Annotated in this window: 17 protein-coding genes, 1 tRNA gene and 2 pseudogenes; 4 read left to right on the forward strand and 16 right to left on the reverse strand. The window is 53.6% G+C overall.

All coding sequences use genetic code 11. The features are described 5' to 3' along the window. Window positions 1-40: 40 nt before the first annotated feature. Genes cysQ through cysD form a run of 3 tightly spaced genes read right to left on the reverse strand, consistent with a single transcriptional unit; the run spans window position 41 to window position 3726 of the window. Window positions 41-859 carry a 3'(2'),5'-bisphosphate nucleotidase CysQ gene (gene cysQ / locus ACTJI9_RS06685; protein ID WP_115052028.1) on the reverse strand — a complete coding sequence of 273 codons (819 nt, stop codon included), beginning with the start codon at window positions 857-859 and terminating at the stop codon, window positions 41-43. A gap of 12 nt (window positions 860-871) precedes the next feature. Further along, the gene (gene cysN / locus ACTJI9_RS06690; RefSeq protein ID WP_440806781.1) at window positions 872-2821 is read right to left on the reverse strand and encodes a sulfate adenylyltransferase subunit CysN; all 1950 of its coding nucleotides are present in this window, start codon (window positions 2819-2821) and stop codon (window positions 872-874) included. Continuing rightward, on the reverse strand, window positions 2821-3726 hold the full coding sequence (gene cysD / locus ACTJI9_RS06695) for a sulfate adenylyltransferase subunit CysD (RefSeq protein ID WP_115052206.1): 906 nt from the start codon (window positions 3724-3726) through the stop codon (window positions 2821-2823). The genes cysN and cysD overlap by 1 nt, the downstream gene beginning before the upstream one ends. 348 nt (window positions 3727-4074) lie before the next feature. On the opposite strand from cysD, the gene ACTJI9_RS06700 reads away from it, so the two are divergent. Continuing rightward, on the forward strand, window positions 4075-4872 hold the full coding sequence (locus ACTJI9_RS06700) for a hypothetical protein (RefSeq protein WP_336440796.1): 798 nt from the start codon (window positions 4075-4077) through the stop codon (window positions 4870-4872). A 37-nt stretch (window positions 4873-4909) separates the two neighbouring features. Here the strand turns inward: ACTJI9_RS06700 and ACTJI9_RS06705 are convergent. Continuing rightward, window positions 4910-5035 (reverse strand): annotated as a pseudogene (locus ACTJI9_RS06705) (helix-turn-helix domain-containing protein); the annotation flags it as partial. Window positions 5036-5125: 90 nt separating this feature from the next. Then, window positions 5126-5200: transfer RNA gene (locus ACTJI9_RS06710), tRNA-Gln, on the reverse strand. 166 nt (window positions 5201-5366) lie between these two features. Here ACTJI9_RS06710 and ACTJI9_RS06715 point away from each other — a divergent pair. Further along, window positions 5367-6362, forward strand: a complete 996-nt coding sequence (locus tag ACTJI9_RS06715; RefSeq protein ID WP_440806784.1) for a glycoside hydrolase — start codon at window positions 5367-5369, stop codon at window positions 6360-6362. Window positions 6363-6374: 12 nt separating this feature from the next. Here the strand turns inward: ACTJI9_RS06715 and ACTJI9_RS06720 are convergent, their stop codons facing one another. Then, window positions 6375-8210, reverse strand: a complete 1836-nt coding sequence (locus ACTJI9_RS06720) for a polysaccharide biosynthesis protein (RefSeq protein ID WP_336441009.1) — start codon at window positions 8208-8210, stop codon at window positions 6375-6377. Window positions 8211-8385: 175 nt separating this feature from the next. On the opposite strand from ACTJI9_RS06720, the gene ACTJI9_RS06725 reads away from it, so the two are divergent. Continuing rightward, window positions 8386-9570, forward strand: a complete 1185-nt coding sequence (locus tag ACTJI9_RS06725) for a DUF2793 domain-containing protein (RefSeq protein WP_440806787.1) — start codon at window positions 8386-8388, stop codon at window positions 9568-9570. A gap of 165 nt (window positions 9571-9735) precedes the next feature. Here the strand turns inward: ACTJI9_RS06725 and uraH are convergent, their stop codons facing one another. From uraH to ACTJI9_RS06765, 8 genes and pseudogenes are all read right to left on the reverse strand, one after another. Beyond that, window positions 9736-10092 carry a hydroxyisourate hydrolase gene (gene uraH / locus ACTJI9_RS06730; RefSeq protein ID WP_440806789.1) on the reverse strand — a complete coding sequence of 119 codons (357 nt, stop codon included), beginning with the start codon at window positions 10090-10092 and terminating at the stop codon, window positions 9736-9738. A gap of 13 nt (window positions 10093-10105) precedes the next feature. Next, the gene (uraD, locus tag ACTJI9_RS06735) at window positions 10106-10624 is read right to left on the reverse strand and encodes a 2-oxo-4-hydroxy-4-carboxy-5-ureidoimidazoline decarboxylase (RefSeq protein ID WP_162802431.1); all 519 of its coding nucleotides are present in this window, start codon (window positions 10622-10624) and stop codon (window positions 10106-10108) included. Between the two features lie 161 nt (window positions 10625-10785). Next, window positions 10786-13104, reverse strand: a complete 2319-nt coding sequence (gene xdhB / locus ACTJI9_RS06740; RefSeq protein ID WP_440806792.1) for a xanthine dehydrogenase molybdopterin binding subunit — start codon at window positions 13102-13104, stop codon at window positions 10786-10788. Next, on the reverse strand, window positions 13101-14516 hold the full coding sequence (gene xdhA / locus ACTJI9_RS06745) for a xanthine dehydrogenase small subunit (protein ID WP_440806794.1): 1416 nt from the start codon (window positions 14514-14516) through the stop codon (window positions 13101-13103). The genes xdhB and xdhA overlap by 4 nt, the downstream gene beginning before the upstream one ends. A 247-nt stretch (window positions 14517-14763) precedes the next feature. Then, entirely contained in the window at window positions 14764-15063 is a 300-nt protein-coding gene (locus tag ACTJI9_RS06750; protein WP_440806797.1) for a GIY-YIG nuclease family protein, read from the reverse strand. Between the two features lie 292 nt (window positions 15064-15355). Beyond that, on the reverse strand, window positions 15356-15856 hold the full coding sequence (locus ACTJI9_RS06755; protein ID WP_354346792.1) for an ureidoglycolate lyase: 501 nt from the start codon (window positions 15854-15856) through the stop codon (window positions 15356-15358). Next, window positions 15840-16742: pseudogene (gene puuE, locus ACTJI9_RS06760) on the reverse strand (allantoinase PuuE); the annotation flags it as partial. The gene ACTJI9_RS06755 and the pseudogene puuE, both read right to left, overlap by 17 nt. A gap of 6 nt (window positions 16743-16748) precedes the next feature. After that, a complete protein-coding gene (locus ACTJI9_RS06765; RefSeq protein WP_115052049.1) occupies window positions 16749-17336 on the reverse strand; it encodes a biotin transporter BioY in 588 nt (195 codons plus the stop codon). A 95-nt stretch (window positions 17337-17431) separates the two neighbouring features. Here ACTJI9_RS06765 and ACTJI9_RS06770 point away from each other — a divergent pair, with 95 nt between their 5' ends. Then, a complete protein-coding gene (locus ACTJI9_RS06770; RefSeq protein WP_115052050.1) occupies window positions 17432-18334 on the forward strand; it encodes an MBL fold metallo-hydrolase in 903 nt (300 codons plus the stop codon). A gap of 98 nt (window positions 18335-18432) precedes the next feature. Here the strand turns inward: ACTJI9_RS06770 and ACTJI9_RS06775 are convergent, their stop codons facing one another. Together ACTJI9_RS06775 and ACTJI9_RS06780 are read right to left on the reverse strand one after the other, a co-directional pair. Continuing rightward, on the reverse strand, window positions 18433-19299 hold the full coding sequence (locus tag ACTJI9_RS06775; RefSeq protein ID WP_307283412.1) for a DUF1499 domain-containing protein: 867 nt from the start codon (window positions 19297-19299) through the stop codon (window positions 18433-18435). A 72-nt stretch (window positions 19300-19371) separates the two neighbouring features. Continuing rightward, window positions 19372-21651 (reverse strand): phosphocholine-specific phospholipase C, encoded by a 2280-nt coding sequence (locus ACTJI9_RS06780; RefSeq protein ID WP_440806800.1) that lies wholly within the window; start codon window positions 21649-21651, stop codon window positions 19372-19374. Between the last annotated feature and the right edge of the window lie 38 nt (window positions 21652-21689).

The raw sequence follows: 21689 nt of genomic DNA on the forward strand, positions 1-21689 counted from the left end.
GGATTTCAGCCGGGTTCCAGGTCTTAAAGCTGAAAACTGGCTATAGTCTGCCCCGAGCGACGAATCCGGGATTGGCAAAATCAGCATCATCCGCCTGATTGCGGCGACCATAGCTCAGCAACTTGCCATCCAGCGTCAGCGTCGTTCCACCAGCGGCGCGAAGCACTGCATCCCCGGCAGCCGTATCCCATTCCATCGTCCGGCTCAGGCGTGGATAAATATCCGCCTCGCCCCGTGCCAACAGGCCGAATTTGATCGACGATCCAACAGAAACACATTCTTCAATATCAAAATCTTCCAGATGCGCATCGGTTTCCGGCGTACGATGAGAGCGGCTGGCGACGGCGATCATCTGCTGCGGTGCCTTGCGGCAGGAAATTTGCCGTGCCGAAACAATACTGCCCTCATGATCCAGCGTTATTTCCCTCGCGCCATCCGGGCCACCTGTAAACAGCCAGCCACGAACCGGAGCATAGACAACGCCCAAGACCGGAATACCATATTCGATAAGAGCAATATTGACTGTGAAGTCGCCATTGCGATTAACAAACTCGCGCGTTCCGTCCAGCGGATCGACGAGATAAAACCGGTCGCCGAGATCCCCCGGCACATGTCCGCCGGAAATTTCCTCTTCCGCAACAATGGGTATATGCGGCGTTGCCCGGCGCAATGCTTCCAGGATAATTGCTTCAGCCGCATGATCCGCAGCAGTGACTGGCGACTTATCGTCCTTAAGCGCGACGTCGCAACCTTCTTCGTAGATGCGCAGGATTTCGAGGCCGGCTGCAATCGCGGTTTTCTCGAATATGGATAGCAACGATGCGTAGTCGATCGTTGTAGGTACTGGATTTACTGTCACGTTCAGCCCTGCCTAGATCGACCACGAACTATGATCGAAATTGAAGATGATTCCGCGATCAGTGAGCAGCTTTTCCACTTCCGAGGCAAGCTCTTCGGTTGTCCGTCCCACGGTTTTCAGATGAAGCTCCGGATTCTCCGGCACTTCATAAGGCGAATCCACACCGGTGAAATTCTTGATTTCACCGCGCAGGGCCTTCGCATAAAGACCCTTTGGATCTCGCCGCGCGCATTCCTCAAACGGCGTATCAACGTAAACTTCCATGAACTCGCCATCGCCAAGCAATTCGCGGACCATGCGCCGCTCGGCGACGAATGGCGAGATGAACGAGACCAGCACGATCAAACCCGCATCAACCATCAGCTTGGCAACTTCACCAACGCGGCGGATATTCTCCACGCGATCTTCTTCGGTAAATCCGAGGTCACGGTTAAGACCGTGGCGGACATTGTCACCGTCAAGAATATAGGTGTGCTTGCCAAGTGCAGCCAGACGCTTTTCGACAAGGTTGGCGACTGTCGATTTTCCAGAGCCCGACAGGCCGGTAAACCAGACGACCGCAGGTTTTTGATCCTTCTGGTTTGCGCGCGATGCCTTGTCGACATCAAGTGCCTGCCAATGGACATTAGAGGCGCGGCGCAGGGCAAAGTCGATCATACCCGCACCGACCGTCGCATTGGTCAGCCGGTCTATCAGAATAAAGGAACCGGTCGAGCGGTTGGATTTATATCCATCGAAAGCAATCGCCTCCTGCGTCGAAATATTGACGACACCAACCTCGTTCAGATCAAGCGATTTGGCCGCTTCCTGCGCGAAACTATTGATATCGACTCGATATTTCAGATCAGTGATGGTTGCCGTTACCTGATCGGTCTCGGTACGCAAAATGTAAGAGCGTCCGGGGATCAATGGCGCTTCGGAAAACCAGACGAGATGCGCGGCAAACTGATCGGCCACTTCGGGGCGATTATCCGGCGAGACCAGCATATTGCCACGGGAAACCTCGACCTCGTCCTCCAGCACAATGGTGACGGCCTGCCCTTCTCCCGCTTGGTCAAGGTCGCCGTCCCACGTCGCAATTCGTTTGACGCGCGAAACTTTGCCGGATTTGGCCACCACAATCTCATCACCCGGCGAGACTGTGCCGGAAGCTATGGTGCCTGAAAATCCGCGAAAATCGAGGTTGGGGCGATTGACGAACTGAACAGGAAAACGGAACGGACGTGTTGCATCGGCATCATCCAGAGCCACATTTTCCAGATGTTGCAGAAGCGACGGGCCTTCATACCAGCCCAAATTTTCCGATGGGCCGATTACATTATCGCCAAAGCGAGCGGATAGCGGAATTGCCTGTATGGTTTTGAATCCGAGTTCGCTTGCAAACTCCTGATATTGTTTGACAATCGTCTCGAATACGTCCTGCGAATAATCAACCAGATCGATCTTGTTGACCGCAAGCACGATGTTGCGGATACCAAGCAGGGACGCGATGAAACTATGCCGCCTTGTTTGACGCAAAATCTCTTGCCGCGCATCGACAAGCACAATAGCCAGGTCTGCCGTGGAGGCGCCTGTTGCCATATTGCGCGTATATTGTTCATGGCCGGGCGTATCTGCAACGATGAACTTACGCTTTGGCGTCGAGAAGAAGCGATAGGCAACGTCGATTGTGATGCCCTGCTCGCGCTCGGCCTCAAGCCCATCGACAAGGAGAGCAAAGTCGATATCTTCGCCATTGGTGCCATGTTTGCGGCTGTCATTTTGCAGCGCTGCAAGCTGGTCCTCGAAGATCAGCTTGGTGTCGTATAAAAGCCGGCCGATGAGCGTTGACTTGCCGTCATCGACAGAGCCGCAGGTCAGGAACCGCAACAGCGACTTCTTTTCCTGCTCTGCCATGTAAGCGCTGATTTCCTCAGCTGCGGATTGTGCAACCGAAGTTTCGATATGGGCCAGCTTACTCATCAGAAATAGCCCTCACGCTTTTTCTTTTCCATCGAACCGGCCTCGTCCCGGTCAATCATGCGCCCTTGGCGCTCTGACGTCCGCGAGATCAGCATTTCGCTGACAATTTCGGGAAGCGTTGCCGCTTCGGATTCAACTGCGCCCGTCAGCGGGTAACAGCCAAGCGTACGAAAGCGCACCATTTTCTCCTGCAATACCTCGCCCGGCAAGAGCTGCATGCGCTCATCATCGCGCATGATCAGCATTCCGTCACGCTCGACAACGGGGCGCTTGGCGGCAAAATACAGCGGAACAATCGGGATATTCTCCTGCATGATATATTGCCAGACATCCAGTTCGGTCCAGTTGGAGATAGGAAACACACGGATCGACTCGCCTTTGGCGACGCGCGTATTGTAAATCTTCCACATTTCAGGACGCTGGTTCTTCGGGTCCCAGGAGTGCTGTGCATTGCGAAATGAGAAAATGCGCTCCTTGGCGCGGGCCTTTTCCTCGTCGCGCCGTGCACCGCCAAAGGCTGCGTCAAATCCGTATTTATCGAGAGCCTGACGCAGGGCGACGGTCTTCATGATATGGGTATGCGTGTTTGATCCATGCACGAAAGGACTGATGCCCTGCTCAATGCCTTCCTGATTGCTGTGAACGCGCAGATCAAATCCGAGACGATCAGCCTCTGAATCACGAAACGCGATCATCTCCTTGAATTTCCACGTACTATCCACATGGAGAAACGGAAAGGGCGGCTTGGCGGGATAAAAGGCCTTCATCGCCAGATGCAGCATAACGGATGAATCTTTGCCGATGGAGTACATCATCACCGGATTGGCAAATGTAGCGGCAACCTCACGAAAAATATGGATCGCTTCGGCTTCAAGACGCTGCAAATGCGTCAAATTCTTGGTCATGAAAGTCATTACCCACTCATGTCGCCAGGCATCATACCTGTAACAAATATCGCCTGATCCCAAACGCAGTTCAACACGTTTGGTCAGCGACCGCAAACATAGTGTAGCGCCCTGCCTTAGGGAAAGGATAGTTTCTCAGGCCAACCCAAATCCGCGCCAATTTGTTGCCGTGATCCGTTGATTATCAGAACATATTTCCACTCTTCCGAATGCGCGCCGTCAGCATGTTTTAAAACAACCCATCCCTAGAAAATAAATCCTTTGGGAATCGATCCACAATTGCAGAGCGCGTAATTGACGAATGCAGCGCCCCGCCCTAGATGAGCAGATGATAAAGGGGCCGTTCGCATGGATATTTGCACATTCTGGTATGGGCCGCGATTGCGCGAAGTCGATCGTGTCTGCCTCGCTTCGATGGCCATGACCGGTCAACGGGTCAAACTCTATGCTTTCGAAGAGATCGAGAACCTGCCAAAATCCATCGAGTTGCACGATGCTTCCGAGATATTGAGCAAGGACTATTTTTTCCGGCTTGATCCCGACTTTCCCGATATCCCCAAATATACGCGTGTCATAGGCCAGTTCAGCGATCTGTTTCGCGTCACCTTGATGAAAAAACAGCAAGGCCTGTGGCTCGACACCGATATCTATCTGACCAAACAATTCCACCCCTCGCCCGATCGTCCTTATCTGGCCCGCGAAAACTTCACCCGCCTTGGTGTTTCGGCCATGTATCTGCCGCCGGACAATCCGGTTATCAGGGAATTCGACGCCTATCTGGAAAGCACGCGGATCGTGCCGCCTTGGCTGGGTTTTCGCCGCCGTGTCCTGCGCCCGGCATGGTTTCGGCTAACCGGCCAAAAGGTTTCGCCAGCAATGGTGGGCATTACTGTTTTCGCCAATGACGGCATTTCCCGGCTGGCTAAGCGCTATGGGTTTTTCAAAGATGGCGCCCCAAAAGAAAACTTCTATTATTGGACGGGACGGGATGCGCTACGCATTTACGATCCGGCCTTTGGCCTGGAACCGTTGAAGCATCCCGATTTCATTGGCTTCCATATCCACAAGAAGGGCCCATCAAACGAACCACCGCTCGAAGGCAGTTTCTATCATTGGGCGGTTGAGCGCGTGCAGCACCTTCTATAAGCATGGTTCTGGAGTTCACTAGCCAATTTGCTCCCCCTCAGCTTAAAACTTGCAGGCCATGCTTTTGCACCACCGCCAGCAGTTTCAGGGCCATGCCGCTGGGCCGCTTCGCACCGCTTTCCCACTTTTGGATGGTTGATTCGCTGGTATTCAGATAGCTGGCGACCTCAAATACATAAAATATGCGTGCGATAAAATCTGACTCGAACTGGAGATCAATCAAAAGGCGCTGCTGAAATTCCCAATTATGGTTTGGCTGGGGCGGGAGGGTTCGAACCTCCGAATGACGGTATCAAAAACCGTTGCCTTACCACTTGGCGACGCCCCAACATGTCTGCATCGGATGCGAAATCCTCATGCGACAGCGCGGCTTATAACCGTTGGTTTCAGCTTGTGCAACGTGAATGATCGGCCAGTTTGTCTCATCCCACAATTGTTTCGGCATTATTTTCATGACAAGGGTGCTGTATTGCACATATGACCGGGGATCAGCATTGACCATTATCATAATTCCATTTTTATCCGTCGCCATAGCGAGCGCAATTCTGCTCTGGGCTGCCATGCGGATGCTGCCGTCAAATTTTCTGGGCGCAACAATTACTGATCGATCGAATCACACCCAACCGGCGCGCCAGCTCGGCGGTCTTGCCCTTGTTCCTGCCATACTGGTTTCGCTTTGGGTTTTTGGGGCTGAGGCAGGCCTTCAGTTGCATTTCCTTATATCGGCCAGCCTTGGAGCCACAGTTTTATGGATCGTCGGCTTCCTGGACGACAGTCATCATCTGCCTGAATCCATACGTCTGGCGGCACAATTGATTGCGTCCGTGATTGCTGTTTATGGATTGGGCGATAATTTCCGCCTGCTGCCGGATTTATTGCCATTTCTGGTGGAGCGGGCCTTGCTGGTCGCGGCTCTGGTCTATTTCATCAACATTACCAATTTTATGGATGGCATAGACCTGATGGTTGTTGCAGGACTCGGCGTCCCGCTAGCCCTGATTGCCGGTTTCTCTTTATTTGGTCTGGTGAACTTCGGAACTGGCAGTCTCGCCATGTCCATTGCGGGCGGATTGGCTGGATTTTTCTTTTTCAATCGCCCTAAAGCAACGATATTTCTGGGCGATTCGGGCAGTCTTCCAATCGGCCTGCTCAGCGGTATCGCTTTCTTCATGGTCGCTCGCGAAATGACGATTTGGGCCGGGCTGATATTGCCGCTTTTCTTCATCGCCGATGCAACATCAACCCTGTTTATGCGATTGGCCGCGGGCGAAAATATTCTCAATGCCCACTCAAAGCACGCCTATCAAATTGCCAAACGTTCGGGGTGGTCTGTCTGGCTGATCATTTTGAGCGTGGTGGCGCTCAACTTCATCTTGGCAGCCTGTGCACTATTCACCACGCAGTCAGGCTGGCGCCAAGTGCTTGCCATCATCATAGCGCTTGCTGCCGTGACCCTGCTGCTCAGACGGCTAAGGTCAAGCAAGCCGTAATCGAGGCGATCTTCAGGAAGCTGCGATCGTATACAGCAACTTCCTGATGCCCTCCGCATCTTGCTTTTCTATCAGGCTGCGCAACTCATCAATTGAGCCGGGCAGATGATCCAGCCCGTTAACGCGGCGCTGTGCCCGCAAAATTTTCGGGTGACGCGTCGCCGAAACACCTTGTGGATCGTAGAACAGTTCCTCGTGCAGCTTCTCGCCATCGCGAATACCGACGGTGACAATCTCGATATCCCCATCTGGATTATTAGCGTCTTTTACCGACAAGCCTGCAAGAAGAACCATGTTTTCGGCCAGATCGCGGATGCGTACGGCTTCGCCCATTTCAAGCATCAAGATATCGCCGCCGCTCGAGAGAGCACCGGCCTGGATGATGAGTTCCGCAGCTTCGCGCACCGACATGAAATAACGGGTCATATCATCATGAGTCAGCGTGATAGGCCCGCCGCCTGAAATCTGCTCGCGGAACAATGGTACAACCGATCCGCTCGATCCGATGACATTGCCAAAGCGGACGGATGCGAACACCTGGCCGGTATTTTCCGCCTGCGCCTGATTACCGTAATAGCGAACAATCAATTCCGCCCAGCGCTTTGTAGCCCCCATCACATTGGAGGGCCGCACCGCTTTGTCAGAAGAAATAAGCACGAAGTTACGAACACCTGCTTCGCACGAATTTCTGGCCAGAACCTCCGTGCCGATGACGTTGTTGCGTGCACCTTCGACAGTGTTTTCTTCTACAAGCGGCACATGCTTGTAGGCAGCGCAGTGATATACATTTTCTACCCTATGCTCAGCCAGAACCCTGCGGATCAGGATCGCATCGCTGATTGATCCGAGCACCGGTATAACGACGCAATCGCTGATTGCATTCAGCTCGCGCTGCAATTGGTAGATACTGTGTTCATTAACATCGAATATGACAAGTTTCGCGGGTGCAAGCTTCACAATCGTGCGGCAAAGCTCAGAACCGATGGAACCGCCGGCACCCGTGACAAGCACGACACGGCCTTCCACGGTCTTGTCGAGCAGTTCAGGATCAGCGGGAACCGGCGAGCGGCCAAGCAGATCGTCAATATCAATATCGCGCAGATTGCTGACAATATATTTTCCGGCGGTAAGATCGGAAATTGCCGGAAGAATGCGCACTTTCACATCGAGCGCCTTGAGACGGCCGACAAGTCTGCGCCGCTCGATTCCGGTAAGCGCGGAGGTCGTGACGATCATCTCCTTGATGCCGAAATTCTCAACGAGATATTCAATTTTCGCCGGTGGATAAACACGTATTCCGAGGATATCCATGCCCTGCAAGCTTTTATCATCGTCGATGAAACCGGCGACAAATACGTCCTTTTGCGAGCGCAAGGCATTGGCCAATTGCCGCCCTGCATCACCAGCACCAAAGATAACGCATTGGCGTTCCAGAAATTTTTCGCCTAAGGGGCTCCATAGAAGCCATTTGGCGGCAAAACGGCTGCCACAAATGATTGCAACACCCAGAACCCAATAAAGGAAGGGTATGGCACGCGGGACACCTGCGGCACCCGTCATCTGCGTGAGGAATGCCAGACAGACCCAGATAATGACCGAAATGGTCACCGCTTGAATCATCGTCCAGATCGCCTTGTCAGGCAAATAGCGGATGACAGCGCGGTACAGGCCGAAGCGGATGAATATGGGCAATGCGATGAGAGGAGCAGAGATCATGAGCATGATCTGTTCGCCGTTTGGCATAAAAACTACACTGAACCTCAGCAAATAGCTAAGCCAAACCGCAAATGTCAGTGCAACCATGTCGAAGATGACAAGCAGGGACTGCTTGTAACGACGCGGCATCATGGAGATGCTTTGCCGGAATGTTTCCAAATCTTTATTCCTCGGTATTCGCAATTGCCAGAGCAGTAGCATAGGTCATTATAATTGCAATCTTTGTGTTAAGTGCCTGCAACTTATCCAACAGCTCTCATTCGGCTTTAGAGTCCTGCATTTTGGTGCATGGAAAAAGGATTACCGAATGGAACAGACGACCAACCTCAAGCTTCCTTATATCGCTCCCTCGCAAGCGCAGAAGCATGTGACTCATAATGAAGCAATAAGAGCACTCGACGCGCTCGTACAGCTATCGGCGATCAACAGGAGCACTTCTTTACCGCCCGAGGAGAACCAGGAGGGCGATCGTTACATTATCAACACGCCTGCAAAAGGTCTCTGGAAACGCCGCGAGGGACAAATTGCAGCTTGGCAGGATGGCGCCTGGGCTTTTTTCTCCGCCTTGGAAGGTTGGAATGTCTGGATTGAAGATGAGAAAAGCTTCGTCGTTTTTCACCAGAAAAAATGGATCAAGAACGAAATCAGCACCAACCCGGTATCCCGTCTCGGGATTGAGGCAACAGCGGATGATACAAACAGGCTGTCAGTTAAAAGCCCTGCCGCGCTGTTCGATCATGCCGGGGCCGGACATCAATTGAAGATCAACAAGGCGGATGACAATCAGACAGCCTCCCTGCTGTTCCAGTCGAACTATCAGGGCCGCGCTGAAATGGGAACCATGTGGGGCCGTGACTTCCGCATCAAGGCCAGCGCCGATGGCTCCAAATGGTTCGATGTGATGGTGGCCGATAGCACCACGGGTCTTGCCTGTTTTCCTGCGGGCATTGTCCATGCAACAACCGGCAAAAAGCAATCCGGAATGACGCTTGTTCCCGCCTGGGCTGGTACGCCCACCATTTTTGAAGCGCCAATGGTCCCGTCCAGCGCAACAATCGCTTCGTTGTCAGCCAATCTTTTAAACCTGAACAAGGGTGGCGCAGCGGCGATTTTTGCAACAAGTATGCGCGGTATATCCATGATTCGCGTCTGGAATATCACCCGCTCCCCCGCGCAATCAGCTTGGGTGAAATGGGATACGACCGCCGATCAGTTGCAGGTTTCCAATCCGGAACACATCAAGCAATGGCTCAAGAATGACGTGATTCAGATTACCGATCCGCTCCGGAACGATATTGCCATTGATATCTCTCCGCTCATGCAGAAGGCATTGAGCGCAGTGTTCCCGCAGGATGGCGTCCTGCTCAATGCAGGTTCGACGGGGGATATCACCATCGCCTGCAATGAGTCCTCCCCCGTTTCATCAAGCAATCTGGTTTATTTCAAAGGAGACGAGAAACGCAGTTTCACCGTGACCGGGGTTTATGGATAGGCACTGGTGGTGAGCAGCAACAGCGCTGTGCGTGGTTCGCCCTTCGACAAGCTCAGGAGGGAGAACCACGCACAACGCCCAAAACATCTCAGAACAGACACTCTGCAATCAATCCACCTTCCTCATGGTGAGCTTGTCGAACCACGGCACCATAGCTTTCAACCCCTAACTCCCCCGATAAGTCGAATACGACCACGGCGTCACCAGCAGCGGCACATGATAATTGCCCTGCACATCGGAAATTGCGAAACGTATTGGAATGTCGTCAAGAAATGCAGGTTCGGGCAAAGCTACGTCTTTTCCCTTGAAATAGTCGCCCACATGAAATGTCAGCTCATACTGCCCGGCCACCATGTCCGTCGTCGATAGTAAAGGCGCGTCAGTCCTGCCATCGGCATTGGTCATTGCGGTGGCAAGCAGGTGTCGCCCGCCGGCAGCGTTTATACGATGCAGCGTCAGGCGCACGCCCTCAGCGGGTCGTCCGTCAGCCGTGTTCAGAACATGTGTCGATAGCTTGCCCATCAAGAGCCCCTTCTCATGAAATCAGATCATCAAGACGAAAACGCGCGATCTGCCCGATCTGCCGCAACGCTTCCAGAACCTCCTCGCCCGAATTGTTCTCAAGCCGCTGGCGGAAGGCTGCCATGATGGAATGCTTGTCGTGGCCGCGCACTGCAAGAATGAAGGGAAACCCGAATCTGCTCTGATAGGCATTGTTCAGGGCGTGAAACTCATCGAATTCTTCATCGGTCAACCGGTCAAGACCTGCACCCTTTTGTTCGGATGTTGAACTTGTCGTCAGCCTGCCCTGGCGCGCGGCTTTTCCGGCAAGGTCCGGATGAGCGCGGATCAATCCGAGCTGCGCCATTTGCCCTGCCTTCGCGACAACAGCCAGCATGGCGCCATGCAATTGGTCGACATTTGCAAAGGGGCGCATATCTGCGACCCCTTCCGGCACCCAAGGCGAATGTTCGAAGATGCTGCCCAGCGCCTCAATGAATTTCTGAGTGCTTGCTTCGTTCAGTTCATCAAGCGTCATTGTGATCCAATTCATCTGCTGTTGCCGATCCAACCATGCATGGTTCAACAAGCTGAGGCATGATGCTATTGCGATCAAGGTTAAAAACGAATGCTCAAATCTGCCTTGACTGAATTGTCCACACCTCGTTCAGATATAAAGTCGTTATAGGAAACGCCTATCAAGCCGGGTTTTGCTTATCGAGAGCCGGAGGGGGAGCTTTGGTTGACCGCCCTCAATACGGCTTCGGGCGTTGCCGGACTATCCAGTTGCGGCACAGATCCGGCTATGGAAGCGATGGCATCGCGGACTGCCAGCCAGATGGAAATTCCAAGCATTAAAGGCGGCTCACCAATGGCTTTTGAGCGGAACACTGTTTCCTCGCGGTTGGGCATATTATCAAGAATGCGGACATTGAAAATGGGCGGCACATCGCGTGAGCCGGGTATTTTGTAGGTTGATGGGCCAACAGTCCTCAATCGCCCCGTCTTGTCCCACCAAAGCTCTTCGCAAGTTACCCAGCCCATGCCCTGCACGAAGGCGCCTTCAATCTGGCCAAGATCAATTGCCGGATTGAGCGGTGAGCCGACATCCTGCAAAATATCGGCGCGCAGGCAGCGCGTCTCGCCGGTCAGCGTGTCAATGGCCACCTCCGCCACTGCCGCGCCATAGCTGAAATAAAAGAATGGCCTGCCCTTCATGGTCTTGCCATCCCAGTGGATTTTAGGCGTCGCATAGTGCCCCGCTTCCGAAAGCTGCACCCGTTTCGCCCAGGCCATTTTTGCCAGCTCGCCGAAGGAAACGGATCTATTATCCGCGTGAACCCGGCCTTCGCGGTAGATGATCACCTCTTCCTCAACGTCGAAATGTTCGGCAGCAACAGTGGTCAGACGGGCCTTGATCGCGGTCGCCGCCTTGAAGGCTGCCATGCCATTGAGATCAGAACCGGTAGACGCGGCGGTTGCACTGGTGTTTGGCACCTTGCCCGTGGCAGTTGAGGAAATGCGCACCATGTCGAGATCAACCTGAAACACTTCCGCCACGACTTGCGCCACTTTGACGAACAGGCCCTGCCCCATTTCCGTGCCACCATGGTTCAGGAAAATCGAACCATCCAGATAAACATGCACCAGCGCGCCCGCCTGATTGAGCGAGGTCAAATTGAATGAAATACCGAACTTCACCGGCATCATTGCCAGCCCGCGCCGGATAATTGGATTGGCGGCATTATGCGCATCGATTTCGGCCCGCCGCTGCTGCCAGTCCGCCGAGGCAAGCACTGCCTCCGTCACCTCGACAAGCCGATTATCCTCAACCTTCTGGCCGTAAGGCGTGGTATCGCCTGTCCCATCGCCATAATAATTGATCGCCCGCACCGCATTCGGATCAAGCTTTAATTCGCGCGCAATCGTGTCTATCACCGCCTCAATGGTGATGATCCCTTGCGGTCCGCCAAAACCACGAAACGCCGTATTGGAAACCGTATTGGTTTTGCAGGCATGTCCCACAAAGCGCGCATTGGGAATGTGGTAGGAATTGTCCGTATGGGTCAGCGCCCGCGTAATGACAGGCCCCGTCAGGTCCGGCAGATTGCCCGCCCGCGCAAGATATTCCGCATCAAGTCCAAGGATGCGCCCGCGCCCATCCACGCCCACCTTCCAGTTGACAACGAAATCATGGCGCTTGCCGGTTCCGGCCATATCATCACGGCGTTTGAGCCGCATCTTGCATGGCTTACCGGTCTTGGCAGAGATCAGCGCCGCAGCGCCAGCGATAATTGTCGGCTGGCTTTCCTTGCCGCCAAAGCCGCCACCCATGCGCCGCACCTGGCATTCCACGGCATTAGCGTGAATACCAAGGATACCAGCCACATGATGTTGCACTTCGGTCGGATGCTGCGTTGAGGAATGCACCAGCATTTCGCCATTTTCGCCCGGAATGGCATAGGCAATATGGGTTTCCAGATAGAAATGGTCCTGACCGCCCATTTTAAGTTTGCCGGAAAAGACATGCGGCGCACTTGCCAGCGCTGCATCGACATCACCGTCAATGACCTCCTGTACCGGCACCACATAGTTTTTGCGTCGATGCGCTTCCTCAATATCAAGCACGGCTTCCAAAGGCTCAATATCCAGCTTGACCTTTTTGGCAGCGCGATAGGCGGTTTCGAAATCACCGGCCGCAACCACCGCAATCACGCGGCCTTCATGGTCGACAATATCTTCGGCAAAAAGGGTTTCGCCGGTGTGGATCGGCCCAACCTCATTATGGCCCGGCACATCTTTCGCCGACCAGACACCCGCAACACCCGACATTACCAACGCTTCGCTTGCGTCAAAACCATTAAGCTTGCCATGCGCCACTGGAGACAGGACAAAGGCTGCATGCAGCGTTCCCGGCAGTTCGGGCATATCATCAATGTAATTGGCCTCACCTGCCACATGGCGCGCCGCGCTGTCATGGGCGATACCCTTGCCGACAATACTGCGTTGGACAATTTTAGGGTCAATGTTCATAGCGCCATGACCTCAACTGTTTCACCTGCCACATCGCGCCGGAAGCGCTCTACAAGATTTGCTGCCACCTGCAATCGATATTCCGCGCTGCCGCGCCAGTCGCTTAAGGGCTGGAAACGAGCAGAAATTGCAGCTGCGCAGCTCTCTGCCGCGCGCCTGTCAAGCGCGGTTCCGACGAGCGCCTGTTCGGCCTCTATTGCCCGGATTGGTGTTGCCGCCATGCCGCCAAAAGCGATGCGGGCACTGCGGACCTGCCCTTCTTCGCGGAAAACTGAAAAAGCTCCGCAGACTGTCGAAATATCCTGATCGTAGCGTTTGGATATTTTGTAGACTCGAAATGCTTGGCCCTCTCTTGGCTTAGGTATGGAGATTGAAGCAATCACCTCATTGGGTCGCAATTCTGTTTTGCGGTAATCGAGAAAGAAATCCTCAAGCGAAAGGAACCTGTGCCCGCTGAGCGACGCCAGTTCGATCTCCGCGCCGAGCGCAATCAAGGCCGGAGGTCCATCGCCAATGGGGCTGGCCGTGCCAATATTGCCGCCAATGGTACCCATGGACCTTATTTGCGTTGACCCGAACCGGCGAATAAGCGTGGCGAATGAGGGATAATGCTCACCAACCCGTGCCAGTACCTCTTCCCAGGTTACCGCCGCGCCAAAGCTCAAATGGTTATCCGTCTCGCGAATCTGGCGAAGTTCGCGCACGGATGCGAGCGCTATCACCTCATCCCAGTCCGTATGATAATCCGCTAGCGCAACACCAAGATCAGTGCCGCCGCCAAGCAAAATTGCTTCGGGCTTCTCGCTTCGCAGTGCCAAAAGTTCGTTCAGGGATACCGGTTGATGAAAAACCGCCCTGCCATCCGATAGCATTGATTGCGGTTCGATCTCGGCAAAGGCAGCCACATGCGGCCCGGCAATCGCCGCTCCTCCGGCAGCAACCACCTTACGCGCCGCCTCGACAATTGGCCGATAGCCGGTACACCGGCAAAGATTGCCTGCCAGCGCATCATGAATGGCCTCGTCATCGGCCTGCGGATTAGACGCCGCGAGCCCGGCTAAGGACATGACAATTCCGGGAGTACAAAAACCGCATTGCGACGAACCGTTTTCCGCCATTGCCGCCTGTATCGGATGTAGCTCGCCGGTTTTCAGCCCTTCCACCGTAACCAGCGCGCGCCCATCGATCTGGCCCATGGCCAGGATGCAGCTATTGGCCGCGTGATATTTCACCTGATCGCCGTCAACATGACCGATCAGCACCGAACAAGCTCCGCAATCGCCCTCCGCGCAGCCCTCCTTTGTGCCTGTCAGGCGCGGTATGGTGCGCAGCCAGTCAAGCACCGTTGTATCGGGCCGCACATTGGCTTCATGAATTTGACCATTTAGAAAAAAACGAACGGAATTTGACATGATATCAGCTTCATCCGCCAATGTGATCGCGTCAAGAGGGCGTGAGCAGAACCGGGTGGATGATTTAGCTGCAATAACAGAGTTGCGTGGTTCGACAAGCTCACCATGAGGAAGGTTGGGGCTGCAAGATAAACTCGGAGCGGCAGGATTTAGCTCCTTGCAATCAACCCTCTCCCTCATGGTGAGCTTGTCGAACAACGCACCACCGCAAATGCAAACCAGAGCTTGCGGGCGAACCACGCACAACTCAGGCGCTATGAGTTTTCCGGCGATTTTTGGACACCTCAGGCAAACCTTCGTAATTCAGTGCAATGAGAGCCTGCTTCTTCACCCGTGACCAGCCTTTGATTTGCCGTTCACGTGCTATTGCATCAAGAATGCGATCATAGGTTTCAGTAAAAACAAGTTCTACAGGTCGGTGGTGTTTGGTATATCCATCACAGATTCCGGCATTATGTTCCCAAACCCGGGCTTCAATTTCTTGCTTCGTTAATCCGGTATAATAAGAACCATCAGAACATCTTAGAATGTAAACCGTTGCCTCCATTCAGTCTCCCATGCTTGAAACTGAAAGTATAAACAGACGGTCACCGGTCGAGCAATTATACCAAAGTTGCATCTGCGCTGTGCGTGGTTCGACAAGCTCACCATGAGGGAGGTTGAGAGTGGCAGGGAGTCTAGCTTGGGGACGTCGCAGATAACTATTTGCAATCCAACCACCTCCCTCATGGTGAGCTTGTCGAACCACGCACAGCGCAGGAGCAATCAGTCACCTCGCTCATGGTGAGCTATGCTGAGCCTTTCGAAGAACGAGCCACGCATTATGAGGTGCGCAGGTGCTAAACCGCTTCAATCCGAAAAATACGATCCGGCCAAAAATATTCTTCGAGATTATTTCCCTCGCCGCCGCGATCCACCACCATGAAATCCGAGCTCTGCTCCAGCGATATCAGCGGATGGTGCCAGACATTGCGGTGGTAGTTCACGCCCTGGTTGCCCTGCACCAAAAATGCTACCGGATTTGCGGGTTTGCCGCCCGCATCTTCGCCCACGACGACTAAAAACGGCCTGTTCTGCAATGGATAGAATGCCTGGCTGCCGAGTGGATGCCGCTCCAGCATATGGATATCGATGGGAGGGGCAAAAGCCTGTCCGCGAAAAATATTGATCAGGACGCGCGCTTGATCACCGGCCACGTCAACCTTGGCAAGGTCATGATAACGTTCAGTCGTACCACCATTGATCAGGCGCAGCTCCGCGCCCGCCACTTCAATCACATCGCCGAATGGCCCAAATGCTGCCTTGGTCAGCGGCTGAACATCAAGGGTGATGATGTTCATGCCAGTGCCTTGCAATATCGATGCGGCGCGCCACCCAGACATCGCTGTGTTGCTGAACATAATCGAGAAAGCGCTCCAATGCGGCAGCGCGTCCCGGACGTCCAACCAGACGGCAATGCAGGCCGACGGACATCATCTTGGCCGCTCCTTCCTGTCCCTCTTTATAAAGAACATCAAACGTGTCCTTCAGATAAGAATAGAACTGGTCACCGGAGTTGAAACCTTGCGGCGTGGCAAAACGCATATCATTGGCGTCAAGCGTATAGGGAACAATGAGATGGGGGCCTTTCGGACCTTCCACCCAATAGGGCAGCTCGTCCGCATAGCTATCGGCGGAATAGACAAAGCCGCCCTCTTCCATGACGATCTTCAGCGTATTGTCCGACGGCTTGCCTTGATAAATCCCCAGCGGCCGCGAGCCCGTAATTTCGGTATGCAGGCGCACAGCTTCCAAAATGTGCTCGCGTTCGCGTTCCTCCGGAAAATCCTTGTATTCTAGCCAGCGCAGGCCGTGGCTGGCTATTTCCCAGTCAGCCTCTTTCATTGCGGCAACGGCGTCTGGATTGCGCGCCATGGCGAGCGTCACGCCATAGACCGTGACTGGCATGTTGCGGCGCGTGAACAATCGCCATAGCCGCCAGAAACCAGCGCGCGATCCATATTCGTAGATGGATTCCATATTGAGATTGCGCTGGCCCGGCCATGATTGCGCGCCAACGATCTCAGACAGAAGGTTTTCGGATGCGGGGTCCTGATCGAGGATGCAGCTTTCGCCGCCCTCCTCGTAATTCACCACAAATTGCACGGCCAGCTTGGCCCCGCCCGGCCATTTCGGGTCGGGCGTGTTACGGCCATAGCCGATCAGATTGCGCGGATAATCAACCAAGTGAGATCAACGACGCTTGAGCAATGATCCGAGGGCAGGAACCCCGAGTGCTGCCAGCGCCAGCTTCAGAACATCGCCGATGATGAATACGCCAACGCCATAAGCGAAAGCCTTCTCGAAACCGAACAAATATGCCATCCATAGGAAGCCCATGGTGAGAATAATGACTTCGGCAACGAGCATCGACAGGCCGATGGAAATCGCGTTGCGGGCAAAGCCCTTATCGGCTGCGCGTCCGACAATCCATGCAGCTGCGAGGTAAGACAAGAGATAACCGCCAGTTGGTCCAACCATATAGGCAAGACCAATGCCCTTTTCCGGTGTTCCGGTGAATACGGGCATGCCGAGAGCGCCTTCAAGCAAATAGAGCGCCATGGTTGCCACGGCGAGACGCGAGCCATAGGCGGCGGAGATCGCAAACACGGCAAATGTCTGCATCGTCACGTTGACGAAGACCATGTCCACTTTCGTCTTGGCTGAAAGCGCCATCAGGGCCGAGCCGACGAGAGCAAGCGTGACAAACCACACGGCTTTGGCCAATTGGCCTTCCGGCTGGAATGTTTCGGCGAGAGAGCGGGTTTTTGCAGTGATCATGGTCTATCCTCCATATTGGCTTTCGCCACTTCTTGAAGAGGTATATTAAGCTTCATCCCGCACTGCAATAGGCGCATAAAGGTCAGCCCACATCAATGTCCCTGAGTTTCGATATTAAATTCGCGCCGCATTATGGCGAGGCCGTGGATGTTGCCCCGCAGATTCAGCGAATCACGGTGAACAATCCGAGCCCCTTCACCTTTTACGGCACCAATTCCTATCTGATCGGCAAGGATACGCTGGCGCTGATTGACCCAGGTCCGCTTGATGATGCCCACAAGGCAACTTTGCTGCGTGCTATTGCCGGACGCCCTGTCAGCCATATTTTTGTCAGCCATACGCACCGCGATCATTCCCCGCTCGCCTCGGTTCTGAAAGACGAGCTTGGCGCTGTGCTTGTGGCGGAAGGTCCGCATCGTGCAGCCCGCCCACTGCATATTGGTGAAGTCAATCTGCTCGATGCCAGCGCGGATACGGAATTCGTCCCGGATATTATTGCGGCAAATGATACGGTCATCAATGGCGACGGCTGGGCTTTGCGCACAATCCATACGCCGGGCCATACGGCCAATCACGCGGTTTTCGCACTGGAAGACACCGGAATACTGTTCTCGGCCGACCACATCATGGCGTGGTCCACCTCCATTGTCGCACCGCCGGACGGTTCCATGTCCGATTATATGGCGTCGCTTGATGTGATGCTGGAACTGGATTCGCGTGTCTATCTGCCCGGCCATGGTGGGGCGGTCACGAAACCCAAGGCTTTCGTGCGTGGTCTGCGCGGCCATCGTAAAATGCGGGAACGTGCCATTCTGGAAAGGGTTCGCGCCGGAGACCGTACGATTGCCGCCATGGTAAAGGCAATCTACCGCGACACGGATCCGCGCCTGCATGGCGCTGCAGCCCTATCGGTACTGGCCCATCTGGAAGACATGGTTACGCGTGGTCTTGTGCAAACCGAAGGCAATCCCGCGATCGACGGTGTTTACTGGGCCTAGAGCCTTTGCGTTTTGGTCGAATCAAAACGGCGCACCAAGCCTTTGCTTTTACGCAATTCCGGACGCAAAACCGCTGCACACTTTTGCTGGAATTGCTTTTAGGAAGCGTCTGCGGGCGGGACTTCTGTCGTTTCTTCCTCGGGCTGCACACCCTGCACTTCCATATCGAGAGCCGTCATGAAAGCCGCAATCCGGTCAGCATTTTCACCAAGATCATGGGTTCCATAACGCGAAACGGAGCGCATATCGACATAGGTCGTTTCACCTTCATCGCTAAGGCGGATCACTACATCGCTGGTAAAGCCCAAAAGCCAGGTCCGTGCCACGACATCAACCAGAATCTCCTCTGTCTCACCGGGCTCGCCTTTTTGGCTGATAATTACCCAGCCATTGTTGGCGATAACCGTTTTGACCGCCGTGAGAATCCTGTCGGGCGAACCCTCATAGCGGCGTCCAGTGACTTCAGGATAGGCCTTCGCCTGCAGCCCGCGACTATCCGGATCATTGATGACGGGATTCATATTGACTGAACGGCGGCCCGTTTCCAACAAAGCGGGTGGATCGGTTAAATCGGTCGAAACATCATAAATTGCCGGTAGAACCATGACTTGATAAATCGTTGTCATGAAGGGTATCAGCACCAGCAGCGCGATCAATGTGCCCCAGAATGACCGGGTGAAGCCAATATCGCCGCGCCGCCACAGGCTGGTGAAACCCTTGAGTGCCAGCAGCAATGCCAGGCATGCCAGCCCTGCTACAATAGCTAGAAGCCAGAGAAATTCGGGTGTCTCGATTTGCTCAAAGCGGTGGCCGAGGCCCGAAACGACAAAAAGTATGAGGCTCAAAAACGCAATGCGAACGGACCATTTTGCTGAAATCGAATGGCGGCGACGCCATTGGCTTGAGTGTTGCGGTCGCATGATTCCCTGAAATTCCATCAATGACAGGAAAACAGCTAATCGCATTTGTGTATGGACACAAGCATATGAAGCCGGACTTCCACCTCCTTTGGTGGTGAAAGTCCGACCATAATCAAATCAAGCGATTACGGGAACATAAATTCGCTTCGTCTCATCATATGCTAAGCCGATTGCGGGATCGGTCTTGCTGATCTTGCCGTTCTCAGCATGACCCGCATAGCGCCGCAGATAGATTGAGGAACTCAAGGCATCGACAAAGGATATGTCATACCAACCATCCTTGGTGGAGAATGAAACAGTTTTCGTACCAGTTTCGACTGTTTTTTCTTCGCCGGTATAGGCGTTGACCACTTTCAGCTTTCCGCTTGCCGTTGGCCATTCGCCGAAAATAAACTCGATTGTCCGGCCGTCCAAAGAAGTTTTGACATCGACAAGGTGAGCAATCTGATTGTCGCTGACACTGCCCAATTCACCACGGAACTCGGCCAGATAGCCGTTAGGACCATGGACTGCATAGGAATACTGGTTGTTCGACCACCCACTTTCTTTACTAATATTCATATTCCAGACGTCGGAAATATCGATCGGTGCACCGCCAAGTTTGATTCCTTCGATAGTGTCAAACCAGCCGCCATCACTCCGGTCATAGGAAAGAATGGTGAATGATGCGCCCAGCCGGCCACGGTTCCTGAATGTGATTTTCAGTTTCGGCGGCGAGTTGTTGGTAAAGCTGCATAAAGTCTGAAAATCGTAGCCGACAGGCAAGAGATCACATTGTGTCTTATCCTGCTTTACCGAAACGGGTCTGGTTGCATCGGGATCAGCCAGCACGTCCTTTATGGATGGTATGTATGCACTTGTGCCTTGTGCGATTTCTCGTTCCTCTTTCGTATAGATTTTGGTCGGCTGAATCGCATTTATCAGTTTTTCCATGGGCTTGACTTTGGTGCGATCAAAATCAAACACGCTGGTCAGATCGCCGGTAATGGCCTTTCGCCACGAAGAGATCATATCGAAGTCTGTCGGAGCCTGGACACCTTTCGCCTTAAGCCATGCTTCCAAAAACTGAAGGACCGATGTGTGATCAAACGTCTCGGAACAGACGCGGCCACCCGAAGTCCATGGCGATACGATAATCATTGGAACGCGTGGTCCCAGGCCCATAGGCTTGCCATTGGAGCCTTCCGAATTCAGATCGCCCTGCTCGCCGGTAGTGGTTAATTTTATACCGGGAGAAACCACACCGGCACTACTATTCATCGGTGGCGCTGGAGGCAGTACATGGTCAAAAAACCCGCCATTTTCATCGTAATTTATAATCAGCGCTGTCTTGTGCCAGACTGCCTTATTCGCCAGCAGCGCGCGCAAAACTTCACTCAAATAGTATTCACCAAAGTGCGGCGGGTATTTTGGATGTTCACTGAAGGCTTCCGGCGGCACGATCCACGAAATTGCAGGCAGCTTGTCATCGATGACGTCCTGCTCGAAACGGGATGGCTTATCCGCCTCGCTCCGCAGCACTGAATTGACTGTTTGACTCTTGATGTTGATGACAGACCGCTCTTCCAACGACTTGTTTGTGCCCCGGTACTGCCTGAAGTATTCAAGCGTGTTGTCACCATAATTGCCTGCAAACGGATCACGGGTCCAGGTCAGCCCGTCCTGATAGAATTTCCAATCTACCTGAAGCTCTTCAAGCCGCTCGGGATAGGTTTTCCAACTTGGTCGCAGGGAAGAATCATCGGAAACTCTAAGCCCGCTGAAAGAACTATTAGTGGCTTTGCTATGACTTGTTCCTGTCCAGAAATATGAGCGGTTGGGATCCGTTGAGCTGTTAACGGAGCAAAAATAGGCATCGCAAACTGTGAATGCTTTTGCGAGCCGGAAATAAAGTGGAATATCCGGCTCGACATAATGCGCCATGCTGACGATTCTTTTATTGGGAATCCATTTATCGCTAAGGCCAAAGTTCCAGGCAGCAATACCATCATTGAAACCATGCGGTGGATCCTGCAAGAAAACGTCTCCCGCGTCTGTGTCAGCACTTGTGCCTTGTGGCAAGCGATAGGGCTTCACCTTGGGCGCAGACTCGGTTTTTTGAGATTGATGCCAGATTGGCTCACCATTTTTTTGTTTCATTGGCCGCGGATCGCCAAACCCGCGAACTCCGCGCAATGTCCCGAAATAATGATCAAAAGAGCGGTTTTCCTGCATCAGGATAACCACATGCTCAATATCGGCCAGCGAGCCCTTTGCACAGTCCGGAGCTGCATTAAGCAAATCTGCGACCACGGTCGAACCGGCCAAGGCCTCGCTCATATAGGCCGAGCATGCCGAATAGGCTGCTGCACTTGAACCAGCCAAACCAAGCATTTTAATAAAATCGCGTCTATCCATTATTCTATCCTGAAATCAAAAATAAAATTCTACCCGTT

It is taken from the genome of Phyllobacterium sp. 22552, assembly GCF_052044585.1.
Classification (GTDB): Bacteria; Pseudomonadota; Alphaproteobacteria; order Rhizobiales; family Rhizobiaceae; genus Phyllobacterium; species Phyllobacterium ifriqiyense.

Coding starts and splice junctions, on each gene's coding strand:
- cysN (WP_440806781.1), bottom strand. CDS start 2,821: ATGAGTAAGCTGGCCCATATCGAAACTTCGGTTGCACAATCCGCAGCT.
- cysD (WP_115052206.1), bottom strand. CDS start 3,726: ATGACCAAGAATTTGACGCATTTGCAGCGTCTTGAAGCCGAAGCGATC.
- ACTJI9_RS06700 (WP_336440796.1), top strand. CDS start 4,075: ATGGATATTTGCACATTCTGGTATGGGCCGCGATTGCGCGAAGTCGAT.
- ACTJI9_RS06720 (WP_336441009.1), bottom strand. CDS start 8,210: ATGATGCCGCGTCGTTACAAGCAGTCCCTGCTTGTCATCTTCGACATG.
- ACTJI9_RS06725 (WP_440806787.1), top strand. CDS start 8,386: ATGGAACAGACGACCAACCTCAAGCTTCCTTATATCGCTCCCTCGCAA.
- uraH (WP_440806789.1), bottom strand. CDS start 10,092: ATGGGCAAGCTATCGACACATGTTCTGAACACGGCTGACGGACGACCC.
- uraD (WP_162802431.1), bottom strand. CDS start 10,624: ATGAATTGGATCACAATGACGCTTGATGAACTGAACGAAGCAAGCACT.
- xdhB (WP_440806792.1), bottom strand. CDS start 13,104: ATGAACATTGACCCTAAAATTGTCCAACGCAGTATTGTCGGCAAGGGT.
- xdhA (WP_440806794.1), bottom strand. CDS start 14,516: ATGTCAAATTCCGTTCGTTTTTTTCTAAATGGTCAAATTCATGAAGCC.
- ACTJI9_RS06750 (WP_440806797.1), bottom strand. CDS start 15,063: ATGGAGGCAACGGTTTACATTCTAAGATGTTCTGATGGTTCTTATTAT.
- ACTJI9_RS06755 (WP_354346792.1), bottom strand. CDS start 15,856: ATGAACATCATCACCCTTGATGTTCAGCCGCTGACCAAGGCAGCATTT.
- ACTJI9_RS06765 (WP_115052049.1), bottom strand. CDS start 17,336: ATGATCACTGCAAAAACCCGCTCTCTCGCCGAAACATTCCAGCCGGAA.
- ACTJI9_RS06770 (WP_115052050.1), top strand. CDS start 17,432: ATGTCCCTGAGTTTCGATATTAAATTCGCGCCGCATTATGGCGAGGCC.
- ACTJI9_RS06775 (WP_307283412.1), bottom strand. CDS start 19,299: ATGCGATTAGCTGTTTTCCTGTCATTGATGGAATTTCAGGGAATCATG.
- ACTJI9_RS06780 (WP_440806800.1), bottom strand. CDS start 21,651: ATGGATAGACGCGATTTTATTAAAATGCTTGGTTTGGCTGGTTCAAGT.